The 19,491-nt window shown below is 62.3% G+C and carries 20 protein-coding genes; 10 read left to right on the top strand and 10 right to left on the bottom strand.

What is annotated here, in order from left to right:
- Positions 1–158: 158 nt before the first annotated feature.
- The gene (gene sthA, locus LOY22_RS18130) at positions 159–1,553 is read left to right on the top strand and encodes a Si-specific NAD(P)(+) transhydrogenase (protein ID WP_038994353.1); all 1,395 of its coding nucleotides are present in this window, start codon (positions 159–161) and stop codon (positions 1,551–1,553) included.
- Positions 1,554–1,595: 42 nt separating this feature from the next.
- Here sthA and LOY22_RS18125 read toward each other — a convergent pair whose 3' ends face one another.
- Both LOY22_RS18125 and LOY22_RS18120 read right to left on the bottom strand, forming a co-directional pair.
- Positions 1,596–2,318, bottom strand: a complete 723-nt coding sequence (locus tag LOY22_RS18125) for a glycerophosphodiester phosphodiesterase (RefSeq protein ID WP_045194882.1) — start codon at positions 2,316–2,318, stop codon at positions 1,596–1,598.
- A 28-nt stretch (positions 2,319–2,346) separates the two neighbouring features.
- On the bottom strand, positions 2,347–2,934 hold the full coding sequence (locus LOY22_RS18120; protein ID WP_045194879.1) for a PilZ domain-containing protein: 588 nt from the start codon (positions 2,932–2,934) through the stop codon (positions 2,347–2,349).
- A gap of 94 nt (positions 2,935–3,028) precedes the next feature.
- Here LOY22_RS18120 and LOY22_RS18115 point away from each other — a divergent pair, with 94 nt between their 5' ends.
- From LOY22_RS18115 to LOY22_RS18105, 3 genes are all read left to right on the top strand, one after another.
- The gene (locus LOY22_RS18115; protein ID WP_045194878.1) at positions 3,029–4,279 is read left to right on the top strand and encodes a lipoprotein-releasing ABC transporter permease subunit; all 1,251 of its coding nucleotides are present in this window, start codon (positions 3,029–3,031) and stop codon (positions 4,277–4,279) included.
- A gap of 7 nt (positions 4,280–4,286) precedes the next feature.
- Positions 4,287–4,970 carry a lipoprotein-releasing ABC transporter ATP-binding protein LolD gene (gene lolD / locus LOY22_RS18110; RefSeq protein ID WP_176794235.1) on the top strand — a complete coding sequence of 228 codons (684 nt, stop codon included), beginning with the start codon at positions 4,287–4,289 and terminating at the stop codon, positions 4,968–4,970.
- Positions 4,971–5,042: 72 nt separating this feature from the next.
- Entirely contained in the window at positions 5,043–6,287 is a 1,245-nt protein-coding gene (locus LOY22_RS18105) for a lipoprotein-releasing ABC transporter permease subunit (RefSeq protein ID WP_093387417.1), read from the top strand.
- 66 nt (positions 6,288–6,353) lie between these two features.
- On the opposite strand, the gene LOY22_RS18100 is transcribed toward LOY22_RS18105, so the two are convergent.
- Both LOY22_RS18100 and LOY22_RS18095 read right to left on the bottom strand, forming a co-directional pair.
- Positions 6,354–7,703, bottom strand: a complete 1,350-nt coding sequence (locus tag LOY22_RS18100) for a heavy metal sensor histidine kinase (protein ID WP_258597825.1) — start codon at positions 7,701–7,703, stop codon at positions 6,354–6,356.
- The gene (locus LOY22_RS18095) at positions 7,700–8,380 is read right to left on the bottom strand and encodes a heavy metal response regulator transcription factor (RefSeq protein WP_045194874.1); all 681 of its coding nucleotides are present in this window, start codon (positions 8,378–8,380) and stop codon (positions 7,700–7,702) included. Before LOY22_RS18095 ends, LOY22_RS18100 begins: the two co-directional genes overlap by 4 nt.
- Before the next feature lie 156 nt (positions 8,381–8,536).
- On the opposite strand from LOY22_RS18095, the gene LOY22_RS18090 reads away from it, so the two are divergent.
- Positions 8,537–9,028 carry a cupredoxin family protein gene (locus LOY22_RS18090; RefSeq protein ID WP_258594339.1) on the top strand — a complete coding sequence of 164 codons (492 nt, stop codon included), beginning with the start codon at positions 8,537–8,539 and terminating at the stop codon, positions 9,026–9,028.
- A gap of 68 nt (positions 9,029–9,096) precedes the next feature.
- Positions 9,097–9,927 carry an NADPH-dependent 7-cyano-7-deazaguanine reductase QueF gene (gene queF / locus LOY22_RS18085; protein ID WP_258594337.1) on the top strand — a complete coding sequence of 277 codons (831 nt, stop codon included), beginning with the start codon at positions 9,097–9,099 and terminating at the stop codon, positions 9,925–9,927.
- A 44-nt stretch (positions 9,928–9,971) separates the two neighbouring features.
- Here the strand turns inward: queF and LOY22_RS18080 are convergent, their stop codons facing one another.
- Together LOY22_RS18080 and LOY22_RS18075 are read right to left on the bottom strand one after the other, a co-directional pair.
- The gene (locus LOY22_RS18080) at positions 9,972–10,235 is read right to left on the bottom strand and encodes a DUF4404 family protein (protein ID WP_093380787.1); all 264 of its coding nucleotides are present in this window, start codon (positions 10,233–10,235) and stop codon (positions 9,972–9,974) included.
- A 124-nt stretch (positions 10,236–10,359) separates the two neighbouring features.
- Positions 10,360–10,920, bottom strand: coding sequence for a hypothetical protein (locus LOY22_RS18075; protein ID WP_045194865.1), 561 nt, complete (start codon positions 10,918–10,920; stop codon positions 10,360–10,362).
- Positions 10,921–11,110: 190 nt separating this feature from the next.
- On the opposite strand from LOY22_RS18075, the gene LOY22_RS18070 reads away from it, so the two are divergent.
- Positions 11,111–11,812 carry a VacJ family lipoprotein gene (locus LOY22_RS18070; RefSeq protein ID WP_045194864.1) on the top strand — a complete coding sequence of 234 codons (702 nt, stop codon included), beginning with the start codon at positions 11,111–11,113 and terminating at the stop codon, positions 11,810–11,812.
- Positions 11,813–11,865: 53 nt separating this feature from the next.
- Here LOY22_RS18070 and LOY22_RS18065 read toward each other — a convergent pair whose 3' ends face one another.
- Complete coding sequence (locus LOY22_RS18065; protein WP_045194861.1) at positions 11,866–12,165, bottom strand: PilZ domain-containing protein; 300 nt, start codon at positions 12,163–12,165, stop codon at positions 11,866–11,868.
- 262 nt (positions 12,166–12,427) lie between these two features.
- On the opposite strand from LOY22_RS18065, the gene rssB reads away from it, so the two are divergent.
- Positions 12,428–13,612 carry a two-component system response regulator RssB gene (rssB, locus tag LOY22_RS18060; RefSeq protein WP_045194857.1) on the top strand — a complete coding sequence of 395 codons (1,185 nt, stop codon included), beginning with the start codon at positions 12,428–12,430 and terminating at the stop codon, positions 13,610–13,612.
- Positions 13,609–14,091, top strand: a complete 483-nt coding sequence (gene rssC, locus LOY22_RS18055; protein WP_038994382.1) for an anti-sigma factor antagonist RssC — start codon at positions 13,609–13,611, stop codon at positions 14,089–14,091. The genes rssB and rssC overlap by 4 nt, the downstream gene beginning before the upstream one ends.
- A 40-nt stretch (positions 14,092–14,131) precedes the next feature.
- On the opposite strand, the gene LOY22_RS18050 is transcribed toward rssC, so the two are convergent.
- The 3 genes from LOY22_RS18050 to dusA all read right to left on the bottom strand — a co-directional run bounded on the left by LOY22_RS18050 (position 14,132) and on the right by dusA (position 18,263).
- Entirely contained in the window at positions 14,132–16,027 is a 1,896-nt protein-coding gene (locus tag LOY22_RS18050) for an alkaline phosphatase D family protein (RefSeq protein WP_258594332.1), read from the bottom strand.
- Positions 16,028–16,203: 176 nt separating this feature from the next.
- On the bottom strand, positions 16,204–17,127 hold the full coding sequence (tal, locus tag LOY22_RS18045; RefSeq protein ID WP_258594330.1) for a transaldolase: 924 nt from the start codon (positions 17,125–17,127) through the stop codon (positions 16,204–16,206).
- A gap of 125 nt (positions 17,128–17,252) precedes the next feature.
- Positions 17,253–18,263, bottom strand: a complete 1,011-nt coding sequence (gene dusA, locus LOY22_RS18040; RefSeq protein WP_258594328.1) for a tRNA dihydrouridine(20/20a) synthase DusA — start codon at positions 18,261–18,263, stop codon at positions 17,253–17,255.
- Positions 18,264–18,366: 103 nt separating this feature from the next.
- Between dusA and LOY22_RS18035 the strand changes: the two genes are divergently transcribed.
- On the top strand, positions 18,367–19,491 hold the full coding sequence (locus tag LOY22_RS18035; RefSeq protein ID WP_258594326.1) for a tyrosine-type recombinase/integrase: 1,125 nt from the start codon (positions 18,367–18,369) through the stop codon (positions 19,489–19,491).

Genomic DNA, 19,491 nt, shown 5'->3' with positions numbered 1-19,491 from the left:
TAGTGCAGAGAAAAATAGCCTACGACGCGACCAAGGGTTAATGTGCGCGGCGTTCAAGCTTGATTAGACTGCACCCGAATTTTTGCATGGCGCCGCTGGCGACATGAGGTAGCCCCGCCCGCCGATGTGGCGCGTGGGCCTGTTCTGAAGGAGTACGCATGGCTGTCTACAACTACGACGTAGTGGTGCTGGGTTCCGGCCCCGCAGGAGAAGGGGCGGCAATGAATGCTGCCAAAGCAGGACGCAAGGTGGCGATGGTCGATAGCCGTCGCCAGGTCGGCGGCAACTGCACCCACCTGGGTACCATTCCGTCCAAGGCCCTGCGTCACTCGGTGCGCCAGATCATGCAGTTCAACACCAACCCGATGTTCCGGGCCATTGGTGAGCCGCGCTGGTTCTCGTTCCCCGACGTGCTGAAAAGCGCCGAGAAGGTGATCTCCAAGCAGGTGGCCTCGCGCACCGGCTACTACGCCCGCAACCGCGTCGACGTGTTCTTCGGCACCGGCAGCTTCGCCGACGAGCAGACCATCGAAGTGGTCTGCGCCAACGGCGTGGTCGAGAAGCTGGTGGCCAAGCACATCATCATCGCCACCGGTTCGCGCCCGTATCGCCCGGCCGATATCGATTTCCACCACCCGCGAATCTACGATAGCGACACCATCCTCAGCCTCGGCCACACCCCGCGCAAACTGATCGTCTACGGCGCCGGCGTGATCGGCTGCGAGTACGCCTCGATCTTCAGCGGCCTGGGTGTGCTGGTAGAGCTGGTAGACAACCGCGGCCAGTTGCTGAGCTTCCTCGACTCGGAAATCTCCCAGGCGTTGAGCTACCACTTCAGCAACAACAACATCACCGTGCGCCACAACGAAGAGTACGAGCGTGTCGAAGGCCTGGACAACGGGGTGATCCTGCACCTGAAATCCGGCAAGAAGATCAAGGCCGATGCCTTGCTCTGGTGCAACGGCCGTACCGGCAACACCGACAAGCTGGGCCTGGAAAACATCGGCATCAAGGTCAATAGCCGTGGCCAGATCGAAGTCGACGAAAACTACCGCACCCACGTGGCGAACATCTACGGTGCCGGTGACGTGATCGGCTGGCCGAGCCTGGCCAGTGCCGCCCACGACCAGGGCCGCTCGGCTGCCGGCAGTATCGTCGACAATGGCAGCTGGCGCTTCGTCAACGATGTGCCGACCGGCATCTACACCATTCCGGAGATCAGCTCGATCGGCAAGAACGAGCAGGAGCTGACCCAGGCCAAGGTGCCTTATGAAGTGGGCAAGGCCTTCTTCAAGAGCATGGCCCGGGCGCAGATTGCCGGTGAGCCACAAGGCATGCTGAAGATCCTGTTCCACCGCGAAACCCTGGAAATCCTCGGCGTGCACTGCTTCGGCTACCAGGCCTCGGAGATCGTTCACATTGGTCAGGCGATCATGGACCAGCCGGGTGAGCGCAATACCCTGAAGTACTTCGTCAACACCACCTTCAACTACCCGACCATGGCCGAAGCCTATCGGGTAGCGGCTTACGACGGCCTCAACCGGCTTTTTTGAGCGGCTCCGGCCGGTGGCCTGAGCCGGCCGGGGAGACCGATTTCAGCGATTCTCGAGGGTGGCGCTGGCCAAACCGGGAAAGTCTGTAATCAGGCTGTCTACGCCGAAGTCGGCGAGCCTGCGCATCAGCGCCGGCTCGTTGACTGTCCACACCGACACGTGCAAACCCTGGCGCTGGGCCTTGATCAGGCGCTCGGGGGTGCACAGTGTCCAGTTCAACGCCAGCAAGTTGCAGCCGTAGTTCTGGGCGACCTTCAGCGGGTCGAGCCAGGCGTACTCGGCCACCAGTCCCCTGGAAATATCCGGAGTCAGCTCCAGCGCTGCGCCCAGCACTTCCCGTGAGCTTGAGGTGATGGTGATCTTGTCGAGCAGGCCGAACTGCTGGGCCATTTCGCGGATCGCCAGCACAGTGGTGGCGGCGCGGGTGCGCGAGGCGCTCTTGACCTCAAGCTGCCAGTGCTCGAAATCGCACTTTTCAAACAGCTCCTCAAGTCGCGGGATCGGGCAGGGCGAGACCCAGCCCGGGCCACCCTTGCGCGCGTCGTAGGTGGCAAGGTCGGCGGCGCTATGTTCAACCACCTTGCCGCGCCGGCCGGTGGTGCGCTTGAGGCTGGGGTCGTGAATCACCATCAGCTGGTTGTCAGCCGACAGGTGCAGGTCGAGCTCGCAGCGGCGCACGCCATGCTTGAGGCACTGCTGGAAGCTGGTGAGGGTGTTTTCGGGGGCTTCGCCCTTGGCGCCGCGGTGGCCGTAAATCGTGGTCACGTCTGTTCCTTCAACAAATAAGTGAAACTCAGGAGGCGCTTGGGTCGTTCTGCTCCAGGGCCTGGCGTCGTTGTTGCGCTTGGCGTTGCAGGATGTAGCGGGCCAGCAGCTGGCGCTGGGCGTCGGTGGTGTCGACGAACTCGGTGCCGATCTCGTACTGGCCGTCGGCCTGGCGGTCGCAATGGGTGACCTTGGCGCGCAGCAGCAGGCCCAGGGCCTGGGGCATCAGCACCATCTTCACGGCCACGCGCTCGCCGGCCGCCAGCGGCTCGGCGCGGTTGAACTCGATGCCGCCCTCGGACAGCACTACCGCCTGCGGCGCGCTCAATTGCCCGAGCAGGGTCTGCGCAACCACGGCACTGAGCAGGTCGATGCGTTTGTTCTGGGCCTTGAGAAAGGCCGCCAGGGTGCGGTCCTTGTCACTGAGCTGGCGCAGCAGGTGCTGGGACTCGAACTCGCTCAGGTGCAGTTCACTGAGCAGGTTGAACAGCGGTGAAGTATCTTGCAACAAGTCTGTGCCAAGCGCTTCGGCGGCGCTCAACGGGCTAATTTCCAGTGCGATCCGATCCTCGATACGGTAGTATTCGCGGCGATCTTCTTCATCTAATGTCGACATGGCGAACCCATGGTAGCGGCGGTGGTCTGAGTGTAAAGCTGCTAATCAAGCCCCGCCACAAGGACGTTCCTCTTTCATCCGAACAAGCCCCGACATGTTCAGACCTCTCTTCGTATTCATCGGCACGCGTTATACCCGTGCCAAGCGTCGCAACCACTTCGTCTCGTTCATTTCCCTGACCTCGATGATCGGCCTCGCCCTGGGCGTTGTCGTGATGATCGTGGTGTTGTCGGTCATGAATGGCTTCGATCACGAGATGCGCACCCGGGTGTTGGGCATGGTGCCCCACGCCACACTGGAAACCGGCCAGCCGATCAACGACTGGCCCGCCCTTGCCAGTCAAGTAAAGCAGAACCCGCAGGTTCTGGCGGTGGCGCCCTTCACCCAGATGCAGGGCCTGCTGACCCATGACGGCAAGGTGCAGAAGGTGCTGCTCAACGGCATCGACCCGGCCCAGGAGCGCAAGGTCTCGATCATCGACGACTTTATCCGCGAGGGTAAGCTCGATGACCTGGCCCCTGGCGGCTTCGGCATCATGATCGGCGACAAGGCGGCGGCCAAGCTGGGCGTCGGCATCGGTGACAAACTGACCTTCGTCGCCCCCGAGGTCACCGTCACTCCGGCCGGCATGTTCCCGCGCATGAAGCGCTTTACCGTGGTCGGCATCTTCCATGTCGGCGCCGGTGAAATCGACGGCTACCTGGGCCTGACCAACCTGTCGGACCTGTCGCGCCTGCACCGCTGGAAAGCCGACCAGGTGCAGGGCCTGCGCCTGAAGTTCGACGACCTGTTCCAGGCCCCCCGGGTTGCCTGGGACATCGCCCAGAAGCTGGGCGAGCAGGAGTTCTACGCCCGCGACTGGACCCGTAGCCACGGCAACCTGTACCAGGCGATCCGCATGGAAAAAGCCATGATCGGCCTGCTGTTGCTGCTGATTGTCGCGGTGGCCGCGTTCAACATCATTTCCACCCTGGTGATGGTGGTCAACGACAAGAAGGGCGACATCGCCATCTTGCGCACCCTGGGCTCGACGCCGGGGCAGATCATGGCCATCTTCATGGTCCAGGGCACGGTGATCGGCGTGGTCGGCACCCTGATCGGCGCGCTGGTGGGCATTTTCGCCGCGCTCAATGTCAGCGCCGCGATTGCCGGCATCGAGACCCTGATCGGGCACAAGTTCCTCAATGCCGACGTCTACTTCATCGACTACCTGCCATCGCAGATCATGGCCGAGGACGTGTGGATGGTCTGCGGCGCGGCATTGGTCCTGAGTTTCCTCGCCACCCTGTATCCGGCCTGGCGTGCGGCACGCACCCAGCCTGCGGAGGCGCTACGTTATGAGTGAGTTGGGCATGAGTGATAAAGCAGTGCTGAGTTGCCGCAACCTGGGCAAGTCCTACGAGGAAGGCCCGGAGAAAGTCCAGGTGTTGTCCGGCCTGCAGCTGGAGCTGCACCCGGGCGAGCGGGTGGCGATCGTCGGTAGCTCCGGTTCAGGCAAGAGTACTTTGCTCAACCTGCTCGGCGGCCTCGATACCCCGACCGAAGGCAGCGTCTGGCTGGCCGGCGAAGAGCTCTCGGCATTGGGCGAACGCGCCCGTGGCCTGCTGCGCAACCGCGCCCTGGGCTTCGTCTACCAGTTCCACCACCTGCTGCCGGAGTTCACGGCGCTGGAGAACGTGTGCATGCCGCTGCTGATCGGTCGCACCGCCATCCCCGAAGCCCGCGAGCGCGCCGAAGCGCTGCTCAAGCGCGTCGGCCTGGGCCATCGCCTGAGCCACAAGCCGGCCGAGCTGTCCGGTGGCGAACGCCAGCGCGTGGCCATCGCCCGGGCGCTGGTCAACCGTCCGGGGCTGGTGATGCTCGACGAGCCTACCGGCAACCTCGACCATCACACCGCCCAGGGTATCCAGGACTTGATGCAGGAGCTCAGCAGCTCTTCGCAGACGGCCTTCCTGGTGGTGACCCACGATCTCAACCTGGCGCGCCAGATGGACCGCGTACTGCGCCTGGAAGACGGGCACCTGGTACCGATCTGATTGCCCGCGCAACGTGCCCGCCGCTGTCAGGCGGGCACCTGGTTCCTTTTCTTTACCCGGGTGCTTTCGTTCATGTTCAGACCCTTGTCTATTTTCATCGGCGCGCGCTACACCCGCGCCAAGCGCCGCAACCATTTCATCTCGTTCATTTCCATGACCTCGATGATCGGCCTGTCCCTGGGCGTGCTGGCGATGATCGTGGTGCTGTCGGTGATGAACGGCTTCCAGCGCGAAATGAGCTCGCGCATCCTCGGCATGGTGCCGCACGCCAGCGTGCTCGGTGCCCAGCCGCTGGACGACTGGCGGCCGGTGGCGGCGCAAGCCTTGAAAAACCCTGAAGTGATCGCCGCCGCACCACTGACCGAGATGGAAGGCATGCTCTCTTACAAGGGCTCGATGCAGCCGATCCAGGTCAGCGGCATCGACCCGGCCGAGGAGGGCAAGGTCTCGATCGTTGCCCAGCATATCGTCCAGGGCAGCCTTGAAGACCTCAAGCCGGGTGAGTTCGGCGTGGTCATCGGTGAAATCACCGCGCGCCGCTTTCGCCTCAATGTCGGCGACAAACTGACCCTGATCGTGCCCGAAGTCAGCAGCGCGCCGGGTGGCATCACCCCGCGCATGCAGCGCCTGAACGTGGTCGGGGTATTCAAGGTTGGCGCCGAGCTCGACGGCTCGCTGGGCCTGATGCACATGGCCGACGCCGCGCAGATGCAGCGCTGGGCGCCGAACCAGGTGCAGGGCGTGCGCCTCAAGGTCAAGGACCTGTACGCGGCGCCGCAGGTGTCCAAGGCGATTACCACAAGCCTTGGCGAGCAATACCGCGCCGATGACTGGACCCACACCCAGGGCAGCCTGTTCAGTGCCATGAAGATGGAAAAGACCATGATCGGCCTGTTGCTGCTGCTGATCATCGCCGTGGCGGCGTTCAACATCATTGCCACGCTGATCATGGTGGTCAACGACAAGGGCGCCGACATCGCCATCCTGCGCACCATCGGCGCAACGCCGGCGCAGATCATGGGCACCTTCATGGTCCAGGGCAGCCTGATCGGTATCGTCGGTACCTTGATCGGCGGCGTGCTGGGGGTGATTGCCGCGCTCAACGTCAGCCAGATCGTCGGCTGGCTGGAGCGTGTCAGCGGCCAGCACATCTTCACCTCGGACGTGTACTTCATCAGTACCTTGCCGTCGGAACTGCAATGGGGCGACGTGGCGCTGATCTGTAGCGCCGGCCTGATCATGAGCTTCCTGGCCACCCTGTACCCGGCCTGGCGGGCTTCGCAGGTAGAGCCGGCGTACGCCTTGCGTTACGAGTGATGGCTGATCGCGGGGCAAGCCCGCTCCTACACCGGCTGTAGGAGCGGGCTTGCCCCGCGATGGTATTCACACCGTCGGCAAGTCGATCACGAACCGCGTCCAGCCCCCAGCCGACTCCCCGCGAATACGCCCGCCGTGCGCCTGTACGATCGAGCGGGTAATCGCCAGTCCCAACCCCGCATGCTCACTGCTGCCTTCGCGCCGTGCCGGGTCTGCCCGGTAGAAACGATCAAACAGCTTCGGCAGCACGGCCGGGTCAATCGGCTCACCGCGGTTGGCCACCTGCAGCCTTACTCCGTCTTGGTGTCGCTCGATGGTCACACGTATCTCGCCGCCGGCCGCGGTAAAGCGCAGGGCGTTGTCAAGCAAATTGGACAGCGCCCGGCGCAGCATATGCCGGTCGCCGGCAAGCGGCGCCTGGCCCTCACGGCTCAGGCTTATCTCGGCATCTTCAGCCAGCGGTGCGTAGTATTCGAGCAAGGCATCGGCCTCGTCCTCCAGCGCCAGATGCTGGCGGCTGGGCATCAGCAAGCCGTGGTCAGCCTTGGCCAGGTAGAGCATGTCGTTGACCAGTTGCGCCATCCATTGCAGCTCTTCGAGGTTGCTGTGCAGCGCCTCGCGGTATTCATCCAGGCTGCGCGGCCGGGTCAGGGTTACCTGGGTGTGGGTCAGCAGGTTGGACAGCGGCGTGCGCAGCTCGTGGGCAATGTCGGCAGAGAACGCAGAGAGGCGCTGAAAGGCATCGTCCAGGCGTTCGAGCATGGCGTTGACGGTCTGCGCCAGTTCTGCCAGCTCCACCGGCATTTGCCCTTCGGGTAGGCGTGTGGTCAGCGAGCGTGCCGACACCCCGGAGGCCACTTCGCCCATCTGCCGCAGTGGCCGCAGCCCGCTGCGCGCGGCCCAGGCGCCGAGCAACGCGGTCGCCAGCGCCGAAAGGCCGACAGTCAGCCAGATCAGCTGCTGCATGCGCTGGAGGAAATGCTGATGGTGGGTGATGTCGAGAAACAGCGTCAGCTGCGCGTCGCCACCGTTGAGGTTGATGCACAGGCTGCGAAAGTCGACGCCGCTGCTGTGCAGGGTGCTCAGGCCGAGCACTTGCGGCGACTCGGGCAGGCCGGCCTGGCTGTCGAACCAGATGCGCCCGTCCCGGCCGCGAATGCGCACGGCAAGGTCGGCCTGGTGGCTGAGTTCGGTTTGCAGGGCAGGCAGGCGCGGGGCGAGGCTGGCCGGGTCGTCCACGCCTTCGAGCATCTGGCGCAGCAGTGACAGGCGGCTGTTGAGCAGTTGCTGGTCGAGCTCGATGAAGTGGGTGGCGCTGGCGCGGCTAAAAAGGATACCGGCAGTCAGCGACACCACTGCCGTGCAGGCGGCAAACAGCAGTGCCAGGCGACTACCGAGGGACAGGCGGCGCATCAGGCGCTGCGCTCTTCAAGCACATAACCCATGCCGCGCACGGTATGGATCAGCTTGTTGTCGTGGGCATCGTCGATCTTCAGGCGCAGGCGGCGGATCGCCACTTCAATGACGTTGGTGTCGCTGTCAAAGTTCATGTCCCACACCTGCGAGGCGATCAGCGATTTGGGCAGCACTTCGCCCTGGCGGCGCAGCAGCAGTTCGAGCAGGGCGAACTCCTTGGCGGTCAAGTCGATGCGCTGGCCTGTGCGTTCGACCCGGCGGCGGATCAGGTCCAGGCGCAAGTCGGCCAGGCCCAGGCTGGTTTCCTGTGCCGGGCTGCTGCCGCGGCGCAGCAGGCTGCGCACCCGTGCCAGCAGTTCAGAGAAGGCGAACGGCTTGACCAGGTAATCGTCGGCGCCCAGTTCCAGGCCGTGCACGCGGTCTTCGACGGCGTCGCGGGCGGTGAGGAACAGCACCGGGATTTCCAGGCCGGCGGCGCGCACCGCCTGAAGGATCTGCCAGCCATCGCGGCCCGGCAGCATGACGTCGAGGATCAGCAAGTCATAGTCGCCGGTCAGGGCCAGGTGCTGGCCGGTATTGCCGTCGCTGGCAAGCTCGGTGGCAAAGCCCGCTTCACTGAGGCCCTGGCACAAGTACTGGCCGGTCTTGGTCTGGTCTTCGACGATCAACAATTTCATCGGCTGGCTCTTTTACGTGGATTGCCGCAGGGTTATACCGCGGCGGGCGTGGCGGGTGGCCAAGCTGACAAAGTTGTAATGTTTTTGTCAGGTGACTGCCAGCGGCGATTTTCTACAGTGAAGCCTGAACCGTCGCAACCCTGGAGTGGGCTTGAAATGAAACACCTTTTTATCATTGGCGCACTGGCGCTGTTCAGCCTTCCAGCCTTGGCGTCGCCCGCGCATTCCTACACCTTCGGCCAGCCTGCGCCTGCGAGCAAGGCCACCCGCAGCGTCGAGGTGGTGATGGGCGACATGTATTACGCGCCGCGCAGCCTTGAGGTCAAGGCCGGGGAGACCGTGCGCTTCGTGCTAATCAACAAGGGCGCGGTAGTCCATGAGTTCAGCCTCGGCGATGCTGTGATGCACGCCAGGCACCAGAAAAAAATGCTCGCCATGCAGGGCCAGATGGACCATTCGGCCATGGGCCACGGCAACATGAATCACGCCAGCATGCAGCACGACGATCCGAACACGGTGATGGTCGAACCTGGCAAAAGCGCTGAACTGACCTGGACCTTTAGCCAGTCGACGCCAATCGAGTTCGCCTGCAACGTGCCCGGTCATTATCAAGCGGGCATGGTCGGCAAGCTGACCATCGGCCAATAACAGCCGATTGCCCAAAGCATGGCCTAAAACCGATAAACTAGGCGCATTTGCTCCTACAGGTTTTAGCCATGCATCCTGCCGCCGAACATTCTCCGCTGGGTAAATCCAGCGAATACGTCTCCACCTACACACCCTCGCTGCTGTTCCCGATCCCGCGGGCGGCAAAATGGGCCGAGCTGGGCGTCAGCGCCCAGACCCTGCCATGGCAGGGCGTCGATTTCTGGAACTGCTTCGAGCTGTCCTGGTTGCTGGCGTCGGGCAAGCCGGTGGTGGCAATCGGTGAGTTCGCCATCCCGGCCGACTCGCCGAACATCATCGAGTCGAAGTCGTTCAAGCTGTACCTCAACTCGCTGAACCAGACCGTGTTCGAATCGCCCGCTGCCCTGCAGGCATGCCTGGTCAAGGACCTCTCGGCTGCCGCCGGCAAGCCGGTGGGCGTGCAGGTCCGCAGCCTGGCCGAGGTCGAAGGGCAGGGCGTGGTCGGCTTGCCGGGCGTGTGCATCGACGAGCTGGATGTCAGCATCAGCAACTACGAGCAACCGCAGCCGGAGTTGCTGCGCTGCGACAGCGACAACATTGTTGAAGAAACCCTGCACAGCCATTTGCTCAAGTCCAACTGCCCGGTCACCGGCCAGCCGGACTGGGGCAGTGTCACCGTGCACTACCGTGGCGCGGCGCTGGAGCATGCCAGCCTGCTGACCTACCTGATCAGCTTCCGCCAGCATGCCGACTTCCATGAGCAGTGCGTCGAGCGCATCTACCTTGACCTCAAGCGCCTGCTCAACCCCGAGCACCTGACGGTTTATGCCCGTTACGTGCGCCGCGGCGGCCTGGACATCAACCCGTACCGCAGTACTTCACAGGTGACCCTGGAGAACCTGCGACTGGTTCGCCAGTAACGAAAAGCCCCGTTCGATGACGGGGCTTTTTTATTCCGGCGGGCTTAGATGCCCATGCTTTGCAGGCTCTGAACGATATTGCGCAAGGTGGCGGTCAGGCCCGGGTGCTCGACTTCAAAGCGCTCCACGGCGAGGTTGACGCCATCGACCAGGTTGTTGTCCGGGGTCTTGGCTTCCAGTTCTATCTTCGCCTCAATTTGTTGCATCAATACATGCAGATCGGCTCGCTCTTCTTCGGTGAGCGGTGGATTTTGCTCCAGTTGCTCGCGCAGGGCGTCAAGTTGCTCTTGCAGTTCGCGGGCAGGCATGGGTGTTCTCCCTCTATGAATAGGCACAGTCATGGACCCCGTTAGCGGGTGAAAGGTCCATGCCCTGCCTACTAGAGTAATCCACCGGCCAGCGCTTTGCATGACCCTGATCAAAGGTGCTGTTTCAGGGTTTTTCACCTTTGCGCCGGCGCTGGCCGATGTCTGCCAGGCAGTCGGCCAGGGCTTCGAGGTGGTCGATCACCGAGTGCACGCCCAGGGCAAACAACTGCAAGGTGGCCTGGCCACGCTGGCGTTCCTGCTCTTTGGGGCCAAGGGCTTGCCACTGGCTGCTGGGCCCGCAGGCGGCCAGGCCGATGGTCCACAACCCGGCGTTGAGGCCCGACTGCAGCAGGCGTGGTTCGCCACTGACCAGCACGCAACCGTCGAGTTTGCCCGCCCTGAGGCTCATCAGTGCCTGCCAGCAGGCATCCGGTGCCGGCCAGGGGGTCTTGCAGGCCGGGAAGGCATTGAGCCAGGCCGGCAAGGGGCTGGCCATTTGTTTGCCGTCTGCAGCCGGCAGCTCATCGAGCCAGGCACAGGGAACCTTTTGCTGATACAGCCAGTCAAGGGTGGGCAGCGCGCCCGGAGTGGGGCAGGGTGCCTGGGCATCAGAGCCCGGGTTCACTTCGACAAGGCAGCCGCGCAAGCCGAACAGCAGGGCAGTGATGGCGGGGGAGTCTGGCATGGCAACGTCCCTGAAATACTTTGCAGGCTACGCTTGGGTTGTTACTTTTTGGTGACGCTGCCGATACACAGTTGTTCACATTTTTGCGACGTTGTTTATGCCAAGCTGCTTAACGGCAGCAGAGCCTTTATACTTGCTTCATTTTTTGGCGTAGGACGCGCGGCGTCTGCCTAGTTCGAGGAGTAACACTATGCGTAGGATCGGCCTGATCGATCGGATGACCCGGGCTTGTGTCTGTGCCGGCCTACTGTTGGCGCCTGTCGTCGCGGCCCAGGCGGCCACTGAAGAAGATCCCTGGGAAAGCATCAACCGGCCGATCTTCCGCTTCAACGACACGCTCGACACCTACGCGCTCAAGCCGCTGGCACAGGGGTACCAGGCGGTCACCCCGCAGTTCCTCGAAGACGGCATCCACAACATGTTCCGCAACCTGGGCGACGTCACCAACCTGGCCAACAACGTGCTGCAGCTCAAGCCGCACGCCGCCGGGGTTGATACTGCGCGGCTGATCGTCAACACCACCTTCGGTATTGGCGGGTTCTTCGATGTCGGCACCAAGATGGGCCTGCAGCGCAATGACGAAGACTTTGGCCAGACCCTCGGCTACTGGGGCGTGAGCAGCGGCCCGTACGTAATGCTGCCGTTGCTCGGCCCGAGCACCGTGCGCGATGCCATCGGCAAGTACCCGGACACCTACACCGAACCCTACCGCTACATCGACCACGTGCCGACCCGCAACACCGCCGCCGCCGTCGATGTGGTCGACACCCGCGCGAGCCTGCTGTCGGCTGAAAAGCTGATCAATGGCGACAAATACATCTTCATTCGCAATGCATACCTGCAAAATCGCGAATTCAAGGTCAAGGATGGCGCCGTCGTCGACGACTTCTGATCCGAGCGGGTAAACAAAAGGCGACCTTCAGGTCGCCTTTTTTGTGTCTGCAATTATTTCATGCTGAGGATGCGCAGCCCGAGTTTCTGCTTGCCGTCTTGCTGGTCGGCAATCCACACCACCTCTGTGCTCGCTTCCAGGCCCTTGAGTGCCGGATGGTCGGAGTCGATACGCACCTCGAGTTGATCGCCAACCGTGAACGGCTGCGGCGCCTGGACCTGCATGCCACTGCTGGAGAGGTCGAGGCAGACGGCGGCGATGACCTGCCCCTGGTGGATCAGGCTTATATCTGCTTCCACCCGCATGCGAATGAAATCGCGCTTCTCGCTGTAGTCCATGGGCCCTGAGCTCATCTCGGCATCCTTTCATTGCGTTGCGGTTGGAGGGGTTTTTATAACTCCCGGTGCTTTCGGCTGTAAAGAGCATCGGCGACCATCGGTGTGCCCTTGAAACGCCCGGCGGATGGGAGTACCGTCTGCGCCTTACAAGGCACCTCTGCTATTTGCCGGACAGGTTTTGATGTCCTACAACTCATAGAAGAGTAGCTCGAAGTGAATCCAGTACGTGGGCCGATGCTCACCTACGCCCAACCTATTCCTGGCGCCGTTTGCCCACATGCAGAAAACCAGTGCAACGCTGCTGATAATCGATGACGACGACGTCGTACGTGCGAGTCTTGCCGCCTACCTGGAAGACAGCGGTTTCAGCGTCCTGCAGGCAGCCAATGGCCAGCAGGGCCTGCAGGTCTTCGAACAGGAACATCCTGATCTGGTGATCTGCGATCTGCGCATGCCGCAAATGGGCGGCCTGGAGCTTATTCGCCAGGTAACCGAGCGCGCGCCGGAACTGCCGGTGATCGTGGTATCGGGCGCCGGGGTGATGAACGACGCCGTCGAGGCCCTGCGCCTGGGCGCGGCCGACTACCTGATCAAGCCCCTCGAAGACCTCGCGGTGCTCGAGCATTCGGTACGCCGGGCCCTGGACCGCGCGCGTCTGGTGCTGGAAAACCAGCGCTACCGGGAAAAGCTCGAAACCGCCAACCGCGAGCTTGAGGCCAGCCTGCACCTGCTGCAGGAGGACCAGACCGCCGGGCGTCAGGTGCAGATGAACATGCTGCCGGAAAGCCCCTGGGTGGCCGACGACCTGTCGTTCGAGCACCAGATTATTCCGTCGCTGTACCTGTCGGGCGACTTTGCCGACTATTTCCGTGTCGATGACCGGCGAATTGCCTTTTACCTGGCAGACGTTTCCGGGCATGGCGCGTCGTCGGCCTTCGTCACCGTGCTGCTGAAGTTCATGACCACGCGCCTGCTGTTCGAATTCAAGCGCGGCGGCAACTTGCGTGACTTCAAACCGTCGGAAGTACTCGGACACATCAACCGCGGCCTGATCAACTGCAAGCTGGGCAAGCATGTGACCATGGTCGGCGGCGTGATCGACGAAGACACCGGTATCATGACCTACAGCATCGGTGGTCACCTGCCGTTGCCAGTGCTGTACACCCCGGGCCAGAGCCGTTATCTGGAGGGCCGCGGATTGCCGGTCGGCTTGTTCGAGGAGGCTACCTACCAGGACCACGTCCTGGAGTTGCCGCCGCAGTTCAGCCTGACCCTGCTGTCTGATGGCATTCTGGACCTTTTGCCCGGTGACACACTCAAAGATAAAGAGGCGGCCCTGCCTGAAATCATCAAGGCCGCAGGCGGTAGTCTGGATGGGCTGCGCCAACGATTCGGATTAGCTACGCTTGGGGAGATGCCGGATGATATCGCCCTATTGGTGTTGAGCAGGAACCTTCAATGAGTACGGGTAGAATCCAGTTCGCCGAGCAGAATGGCACCTTCGTGCTGAAGTTTGTCGGTGAAGTGCGCCTGACCTTGTGTTCGGCGCTGGATGCGACGATTGAAAAGATCTTCACGGCGCTGAATTTCTCGGCGATCGTCATCGATCTGACAGAAACCCACAGCATCGACAGCACCACCCTGGGCTTGCTGGCCAAGCTCTCGATCCTGTCGCGGCAAAAGGTCGGGCTGTTGCCAACGGTGGTCACCACCCACGCCGACATCACCCGCCTGTTGCAGTCGATGGGTTTCGACCAGGTGTTCAACATCGTTGACCGGCCGATCCCGTGCCCCGAATGCCTGACCGACCTGCCGTCGCAGGATCAGAACGAAGACGTGGTGCGCTCCAAGGTGCTTGAGGCGCACAAGATCCTCATGGGCCTGAACGATTCCAACCGCGAAGCCTTCCACGACCTGGTCAACGCTCTCGAGCGCACCTGATCGTCGACCGGGCGCCGTTCTGGCGCCGGTCAAAAATCACTTAACAGTCAGCTTCGCGCGGTGGAAACTCGGTCGCCGCGCTGCCATCGGCGTTGAGCTGGAAAATCCGCGCCGGCTGCCCCTGTTCATTGAAAAATACCTGGCCCAGGCCCGCGCTGTTCCACAGCCGCTCGCCGGCCTTGCTGTGCGCGGGTGTGCGCGGCATCACCTGCATCTGCCGGCGCTTGGTAAACCAGTTGAGCGGTGAGCGCGGCGAGTACAGCCAGCGGTTTAGGCGATCGAAGGTGTCCAGCAGGCGCTTGGGGAACTGGTTCTTGATGCCGCTGCTGGTGATCTGCCACAGGTGCGGGGCGCGCTGGCGGTGGCGGATCAGCACCTCATAGACGAACGAGTAGTGCACGTCACCGGAAAGAATCACGTAGTGCCCCGGTGTGCGCGAGTGGCGGAAGATGTTCAGGATCACTTGCGCCGCGCCGCGATGGGCCATCCAGTTCTCGGCATCGACCAATAGCGGATAACCCAGCCAGCTGAATACCCGCTGCACGCTCTCGATCAGCTTGACGCCGAAGATCGGCGCCGGCGAGACGATGATCGCCGAAGGATGGTCGAGCAGCGCCTGTTGCAGCTCGCTTAAGGCTTCCCAGTCGAGCAGGCCCGAGGGTTTGTTGAAGTTGCTTTCACTGCGCCAGCGCCGGGTGCGGGTATCGAGCACCAGCAGCGCCGGGCTGCTGGGCAGGACGAACTGCCAACCCTGAAAGCGCAGCACCTCGTTGATCAGCGCATCCTGCAGCGGCGTGTCGAGGTAGTCATCGGCGTCGGCACTGTGGCTGAAGGCCTGGCAATGCTCCAGCAGCCCGGTAAAGGCATCCGGGTTGTTGCCCCAGCCCTGGCACAGCATATAGCCGAGCAGGGCGTTGCCGATGATGCGCTTGGAGAACGGGTGGCCGTAGGCGGTTTCTTCCCATTGCGCCGACAGGTTCCAGTCATCGGTGATGTCGTGGTCATCGAAAATCATCAGGCTCGGCAAATGCGCCAATACCCGCGCCACCCCGCCAAGGCCGCTGGCAAAGCCGTCGATCAGTTGCTGTTCCTGGCGGTAGCGGGCCTGGCGCTCGGCATTGAGGCCGGGTGGCATCTGCACGTCGATCAGGCCCCAGGGCAGCGGGGACCAGACCAGCAGGTACATGGCCATGACTTCGGCGAAGGTCACCAGGTGGTTGTCGGCGTTGCTGCTGGTGAAGATCGGCTTGCGCGTGCCGCCGAAAAAGCGCTCGCGCAGGGTTTCGTTGCTCTCCAGTGCCGGCAGCAGGTCGGCGCGGTGGTAATAGCTGGCCGGGTGCTGGTAGAGCGCGGCGCTGTCATCGACCACCGCGCCTTGCAGGTGCTCGCCAAACAGCCCCAGGCGCTCGATCAGCGCATGTATGGCGCGCAGCATGGGCCCGGCGACATCGTCGGCATACACCTGGTCACCGCTCATCATCAGCAGGGCCGGGCGCTGCAATGGCGTGGGGTGTTCCAGCAACAGGCGATCGGCGCACAGCAGCCCGTCGGCCGCCGGGTGGTGGGGTTTGCGGCAGGAGCCGTGGAGCAGGTGCTCCAGGTGTGAACGCAGGACGAAATTCGGCCGTTGCGCGCCGGGGTAAAGCAGGTGCGGGGCGTACTCGGCGATACCTTGGTTGTTGACAATCAGGTCGTAGTCGATCTGTTCGTCACATGGCAGCGGGCTGTCGAGGCTGATGTCGAGCAGGTGGACAAACGCCTGGCGGCCAATCGGCACAACCGTGCAGTGGATGTCGGCAGTAATGCCTGCGCAGCTCAGGTGCAACTCGGCCTGCAGTGGCGTGGAGGCTACCAGCCAGAACACCATCCGGGTGGGTTCGAGGCGGCGCAGTAAAGGCCCGGCCAGTACTGCGGGTAATTCGGAAGATTCAGACATCAACATCTCTGAAAGCAAAGTCGAAAGCATCGCGGGTCAAGTCGAGTCGTCGCACCGCCGCTCCCACTTGATGGGTGGGAGCGGCGGTGCGACGACTCGACTTGACCCGCGATGAGGCCCTGAAGGCCGATAAGATGCTCTACGCTGCACCCCTCACTGGCAAACCCAGATTTGTATCAGGCCTTTGCCAACAACGCCTCAAGCTTCTCCTGATCCCGGGCAAACTGGCGAATCCCCTCGGCCAGCTTCTCGGTGGCCATGGCATCTTCGTTCGACGCCCAGCGGAACTGGCTTTCCGTCAACTGCTGGCGCGCCTCGCCGGTTTTGCCAGGCTTGAGGATGCGCGGTAGCTCGCCCTGATCATCGCTCAATTGCTGCAGCAGCTCGGGGCTGATGGTCAGGCGGTCACAGCCGGCCAGTTGCTCGATCTGGCCGATATTGCGAAAGCTCGCGCCCATGACCACGGTCTTGTAGTCATTGGTCTTGTAGTAATCGTAGATGCGCGTCACCGACTGCACGCCCGGGTCTTCGGCGCCGACATACTCCTTGCCGGTGGACTTCTTGTACCAGTCGTAGATGCGCCCCACGAACGGCGAAATCAAGAACACCCCGGCGTCGGCGCAAGCCTGGGCCTGGGCGAAGGAGAACAGCAGGGTCAGGTTGGTCTGGATGCCTTCCTTTTCCAGAACCTCGGCGGCGCGGATGCCTTCCCAGGTCGAGGCCAGTTTGATCAGCACCCGGTCACGGCCGATACCGGCCTGGTCGTACAGCTCGATCAACTGCCGGGCTTTGGCCAGCAGCGCCGGTTGGTCGAAGGACAGGCGGGCGTCGACCTCAGTGGAGATACGCCCCGGAATCACCTTGAGAATGCCGGCGCCAACGGCCACGGCAAAGGCGTCACAGGCGAGGCCGACATCGCCCTTGCTGTGCGCGACCGATTGCTGGAGCAGCTCGGCATAGCCAGGCATGGCCGCGGCCTTGAGCAGCAGCGAAGGGTTGGTGGTGGCATCGACCGGTTTCAAGCGGCTGATGGCATCAATATCACCGGTGTCGGCAACCACAGTGGTGAACTGCTTGAGTTGTTCCAGCTTGGAAGTCATGGGCGTGCTCTGTCCTGTGCAATGGATCGACATTACCCGAGCGCTGCCAGCCGCTCAAGGGCTGGCTGGCAGGCGGGGCGAAGGGGATAAGCCTTCGAGTGCCAAAGCGCGCACAGGTTCCGGGGTTAACGCCCCTGCAGCAGCTCGCCGGCCTGGTCGAGCAGGGCCAGTGGGTCCTTGCTCTTGTGGATATCCACCGACAGCAACTGGCGGAACTTGCGCGCCCCCGGGAAGCCCTGGCCAAGGCCGAGAATATGCCGGGTGATGTGATGCATGGCGCCGCCGCAGGCCAGGTGCGCAGCAATGTAAGGGCGCAATTTGGCCAGCGCTTCGCTGCGGCTGATCACCGGCGCGCTGCTGCCGAACAACTGCTGGTCAACTTCGGCCAACAGATACGGATTGTGATAAGCCTCGCGTCCGAGCATCACCCCGTCGAAAACCTTCAAGTGTTCCTGGCATTCCGTCAGGGTCTTGATCCCGCCGTTGAGCACCAGCTCAAGGTCCGGGAAGTCGGCCTTCAACTGCGCGGCGACGTCATACCGCAGCGGCGGAATCTCACGGTTCTCCTTCGGCGACAAGCCTTCAAGAATCGCAATACGCGCATGCACGGTAAAACTGCGGCAACCGGCATCACGCACCTGACCGACGAAATCACACAGCTCGGCGTAGCTATCGCGGCCATTGATACCGATGCGGTGCTTGACCGTCACCGGAATCTGCACCGCATCCTGCATCGCCTTCACGCAATCGCCAACCAGCGCCGGATGGCCCATCAGGCAGGCGCCGATCATATTGTTCTGCACCCGATCGCTTGGGCAGCCAACGTTGAGGTTGACCTCGTCATAGCCTGCGGCCTCGGCCAGCTTGGCGCAGGCGGCCAGATCAGCCGGCACACTGCCGCCCAACTGCAGCGCCAGCGGATGCTCGGCCTCGCTATGACGCAGGAAACGCTCGGCATCACCGTGCAGCAAGGCGCCGGTGGTGACCATTTCGGTGTAGAGCAGGGCGTTGCTGGACAGCAGGCGCAGGAAGAACCGGCAGTGGCGGTCAGTCCAGTCCATCATAGGCGCAACGCTGAACCGGCGATACGGCTCGGGGCGCGGGTTTACTGGGGTTGAGGCGGATTCTAGGGGCATTTTCGATTACGTGTTTTGTACCATTTTTGGGCGTTTTAAGGCGTTTTTTGTACCTCGGTGGTACGATGTACCACCGACAATCTCCTTTGTACCACCGGAATCTATGGCAACGATCAGAGCACGAAAAAAGGCCGACGGAACGGTCAGCTACACCGTCCAGATCCGTCTTAAAAACAAGGGTGTCCTAGTCTACCAAGAGTGCCAGACATTCGCCCGCAAGCAGGCTGCTCAGGCGTGGGCAAAGCGACGAGAGACAGAGCTAGCTGAACCTGGTGCGATCGAGCGAGCAAACCGCAAGGGGCACACCGTTCGCGAGATGATTGACCGCTACCTGGTCGAAGGCGCCAAGGTCCGGCCGCTTGGGAAAACCAAGAAGGCTACGTTGCTCGCCATTGCTGCGAGCCACTTCGGAGAGGTAGTGGACTCTGCTATCAACAGTCAGATCCTGGTTGATTACGCTTTGTGGCGCATGAGCCCTGAAGGTGGCGCTGTACAGCCTCAGACGGCTGGCAACGATCTCGCACACCTCGGATCGGTGCTATCGGTGGCTCGGCCTGCTTGGGGGTATGAGGTGGAACCCCACGCCATGAGTGATGCCCGTACCGTGTTGAAGAAGCTCGGGTACAACATGAAAAGCCGTGAGCGTGATCGTCGGCCGGCGATGGTTGAGCTGGACAGGCTGCTTGAGCACTTCTTCGAGATGCAGAAGCGTCGGCCATCGTCTATCAACATGCCAAAGGTGCTTGCTTTTGCCCTGTTCTCGACGCGCCGTCAGGAGGAGATCACGCGAATCCGCTGGGCTGATCTGGATGAAGAACGGCAGGCTGTGAAGGTTCGGGACATGAAGAACCCGGGGCAGAAGATCGGTAACGATGTCTGGTGCCATTTGCCGGATGAGGCCTGGGCGATTGTTCACAGCATGCCTCGGGAGTGCGATGAGATATTCCCTTACAACAGTGATTCAATCTCGGCCGCATGGACCAGGGCTTGCCAGTTCCTAGAGATCGAGGACCTGCACTTCCACGACTTGCGGCATGAGGGGGTCAGTCGCTTGTTTGAGATGGACTGGGATATTCCGCGAGTGGCGAGTGTTTCGGGTCATAGGGACTGGAATTCACTGCGCCGTTATACGCATCTGCGAGGGCGGGGAGATAATTACCGCGATTGGAGGTGGTTGGAGCAAATAAAAAAGGCGCCCGTAGAATTGGGCGCCAGGATCAAGGCGTAA

This window comes from Pseudomonas sp. B21-035, from assembly GCF_024748945.1.
GTDB lineage: Bacteria > Pseudomonadota > Gammaproteobacteria > Pseudomonadales > Pseudomonadaceae > Aquipseudomonas.
The sequence above is the reverse complement of the archived record's forward strand: the minus strand, read 5'-3'. Positions and strand labels throughout refer to the sequence as shown.

Bases quoted from the DNA above. Each gene is read 5' to 3' on its own strand.
- LOY22_RS18080 (WP_093380787.1), bottom strand. From the start codon at position 10,235: ATGCCTGCCCGCGAACTGCAAGAGCAACTTGACGCCCTGCGCGAGCAA.
- LOY22_RS18050 (WP_258594332.1), bottom strand. From the start codon at position 16,027: ATGTCTGAATCTTCCGAATTACCCGCAGTACTGGCCGGGCCTTTACTG.
- sthA (WP_038994353.1), top strand. From the start codon at position 159: ATGGCTGTCTACAACTACGACGTAGTGGTGCTGGGTTCCGGCCCCGCA.
- lolD (WP_176794235.1), top strand. From the start codon at position 4,287: ATGAGTGATAAAGCAGTGCTGAGTTGCCGCAACCTGGGCAAGTCCTAC.
- LOY22_RS18105 (WP_093387417.1), top strand. From the start codon at position 5,043: ATGTTCAGACCCTTGTCTATTTTCATCGGCGCGCGCTACACCCGCGCC.
- LOY22_RS18120 (WP_045194879.1), bottom strand. From the start codon at position 2,934: ATGTCGACATTAGATGAAGAAGATCGCCGCGAATACTACCGTATCGAG.
- rssB (WP_045194857.1), top strand. From the start codon at position 12,428: ATGCAGAAAACCAGTGCAACGCTGCTGATAATCGATGACGACGACGTC.
- tal (WP_258594330.1), bottom strand. From the start codon at position 17,127: ATGACTTCCAAGCTGGAACAACTCAAGCAGTTCACCACTGTGGTTGCC.
- LOY22_RS18115 (WP_045194878.1), top strand. From the start codon at position 3,029: ATGTTCAGACCTCTCTTCGTATTCATCGGCACGCGTTATACCCGTGCC.
- rssC (WP_038994382.1), top strand. From the start codon at position 13,609: ATGAGTACGGGTAGAATCCAGTTCGCCGAGCAGAATGGCACCTTCGTG.
- LOY22_RS18075 (WP_045194865.1), bottom strand. From the start codon at position 10,920: ATGCCAGACTCCCCCGCCATCACTGCCCTGCTGTTCGGCTTGCGCGGC.
- LOY22_RS18065 (WP_045194861.1), bottom strand. From the start codon at position 12,165: ATGAGCTCAGGGCCCATGGACTACAGCGAGAAGCGCGATTTCATTCGC.
- LOY22_RS18035 (WP_258594326.1), top strand. From the start codon at position 18,367: ATGGCAACGATCAGAGCACGAAAAAAGGCCGACGGAACGGTCAGCTAC.
- LOY22_RS18095 (WP_045194874.1), bottom strand. From the start codon at position 8,380: ATGAAATTGTTGATCGTCGAAGACCAGACCAAGACCGGCCAGTACTTG.
- dusA (WP_258594328.1), bottom strand. From the start codon at position 18,263: ATGCCCCTAGAATCCGCCTCAACCCCAGTAAACCCGCGCCCCGAGCCG.
- LOY22_RS18070 (WP_045194864.1), top strand. From the start codon at position 11,111: ATGCGTAGGATCGGCCTGATCGATCGGATGACCCGGGCTTGTGTCTGT.
- LOY22_RS18090 (WP_258594339.1), top strand. From the start codon at position 8,537: ATGAAACACCTTTTTATCATTGGCGCACTGGCGCTGTTCAGCCTTCCA.
- queF (WP_258594337.1), top strand. From the start codon at position 9,097: ATGCATCCTGCCGCCGAACATTCTCCGCTGGGTAAATCCAGCGAATAC.